This window comes from Polynucleobacter sp. 39-46-10 (assembly GCF_002282275.1).
This window is the reverse complement of sequence record NZ_NCJB01000359.1, coordinates 1-2,202: the sequence shown is the minus strand read 5'-3', so window position 1 is coordinate 2,202 and position 2,202 is coordinate 1. Positions and strand designations below refer to the sequence as shown.

Below are 2,202 nucleotides of genomic sequence, written 5' to 3'. Positions count from 1 at the left end.
GATCCGCCAACATCCATTAGCAACAATACTTTGACTTGGTTATGGCGTTCGGGTCGCATTTGAATGTCGAGCATGCCTGCATTTGCAGCTGTGGAATGAATGGTTTTATCTAGATCTAACTCAAGGCTAGAGCCTTCTCTAGCAAAACGACGTAAGCGGCGCAATGCCATTTTGATATTGCGCGTACCTAGACTGAGGTCGCTGTCGTAATCCTTAAATTCTTGCGCTTCCCAGACTTTAATAGCAGTTCTATTGCCAGCACTTTCGCCGCCAATACGAATGCCCTCTGGGTGATAGCCACTGTGACCAAAAGGCGATGAACCTCCTGCCCCAATCCATTTATTACCGCCACCATGCCACTCTTTCTGCTCCTTCAGCAGTTCCTGAAGGCGCTTTTGTAGTGCTTCAGGACCACCTAACTTTTTGAGTGCTGCTTTTTCTTCCTCGCTCAATACACGTTGTAATTTTTTCTCAAGCCAGTCCAGCGGAATATCCGGAGCTAATGCAATGATTTGCTCTACACCATTAAAGTAAGAGCCGAAGACTTGATCAAAGCGATCAAAGTACTGCTCATCCTTTACCAATGTTATGCGCGCTAGTTGGTAAAACTCATCAATCGAAGGATTAATGACGCCGCCTCTTAAGGCCTCTAGAAGCGTTAAAAATTCTCGAACTGAAACAGGTACCTTAGCCTCCTTGAGCTTGAGAAAAAATTGAATCAGCATGATTCAGCTATCGCCATATAAAAGTGGGTGAGACTAGCGGTGATTCCGGTTCATCATCACGAGTCGCTCGAATAGATGAATATCTTGCTCATTTTTGAGCAGTGCGCCATGTAGCGGTGGAATCGTAATTTTCTCTTCACTGCTATAGAGCGCATCTGCTGGAATATCCTCTGCCAGTAGAAGTTTTAACCAGTCAATAAGCTCTGAGGTTGAGGGTTTCTTCTTTAAACCAGGTAATGATCGGATCTGGTAAAAAGATTTAAGGGCTGCTTCAAGCAATTCTTGTTTGATATTGGGGTGATGCACATCAACAATGCTTTGCATAGTTGCAGCATCTGGAAATGAGATGTAATGAAAAAAGCAGCGACGCAAAAATGCATCGGGTAATTCTTTTTCATTATTTGAAGTGATGATGACAAGAGGGCGGTGCTTGGCCTTAATCAGTTCACGGGTTTCATATACATAGAACTCCATGCGATCAATCTCCCTCAGGAGGTCATTGGGAAACTCAATATCTGCTTTATCTATTTCGTCAATCAGGAGAACGACAGGTTCATCCGCTTCAAACGCCTGCCAAAGAACCCCTTTCACAATGTAGTTACGAATGTCGTTTACTTTCTCTTCGCCAAGCTGAGAGTCCCTTAGTCGGCTAACAGCATCGTATTCATATAAGCCCTGTTGAGCCTTTGTGGTGGATTTAATATGCCATTGCATGAGCGGCATATTTAGGGCTGCAGCGACTTCCTCGGCCAACATGGTTTTGCCTGTCCCTGGCTCACCCTTAATCAAGAGGGGTCGCTGAAGTTGAAAAGCGGCATTTACCGCCAATTTCAAGTCATCGGTAGCAACATAGCTTTTGGAGCCATCAAAACGGGATTTGGTCTTTGTCATGGTTGTAGCAATCAATTTGTCTGAAACAGCATTCAAGTATAGGTAAAAGGGTGCTTATTTTCAGTGTTTTTACTGATTTCAGGGCTTGAATCGAGGCAATGCGCTCTGTCTCCGCTATACTCTTCCCAAATTGATTTAAATCAAACCTGTTAATGATGATTTCTATGAAAAAACACCTCATTCTTTCCCAATTGACCCTCTGCGCTGCTTTGGCTTTTGCTGGATTTTCTGCCCAGGCTCAAGATGTCAAAGGTTCCGCCCAAGCTGGACAAGGCAAGGTTTGGCTTTGCATTGGTTGCCACTCCATCCCAGACTACCGTGCTGACTATCCTTTGGTTTACAGAGTTCCAATGTTAGGTGGCCAAAATGCTGCTTACATTTCTAGCTCTTTAGCTGCCTACAAAAAAGGCGAAAGAAAGCATCCAACGATGCGTTCTATTGCTGCCAGCTTGTCTGATCAAGACATGGCTGACCTTGGCGAATACTATGCTGCGCAAACTGCCAGCTCACCAAATAACCCATTGAAGTGATATTTAGAGGCACGTTTATGAAATTCGCACTAATTACCGCCATTTTGTTATCCAGT

General features: G+C 44.3%; 2 protein-coding genes and 1 pseudogene. 1 reads left to right on the top strand and 2 read right to left on the bottom strand.

Going from position 1 to position 2,202, the window contains the following annotated elements; translation table 11 throughout:
* Positions 1-725: pseudogene (locus B7X71_RS15620) on the bottom strand (hypothetical protein); the annotation flags it as partial.
* A gap of 33 nt (positions 726-758) precedes the next feature.
* Positions 759-1,616, bottom strand: coding sequence for a MoxR family ATPase (locus tag B7X71_RS15615; protein WP_293601396.1), 858 nt, complete (start codon positions 1,614-1,616; stop codon positions 759-761).
* 164 nt (positions 1,617-1,780) lie between these two features.
* Between B7X71_RS15615 and B7X71_RS15610 the strand changes: the two genes are divergently transcribed.
* The gene (locus tag B7X71_RS15610) at positions 1,781-2,146 is read left to right on the top strand and encodes a cytochrome c (RefSeq protein ID WP_215303852.1); all 366 of its coding nucleotides are present in this window, start codon (positions 1,781-1,783) and stop codon (positions 2,144-2,146) included.
* The last annotated feature ends 56 nt before the right edge of the window (positions 2,147-2,202 follow it).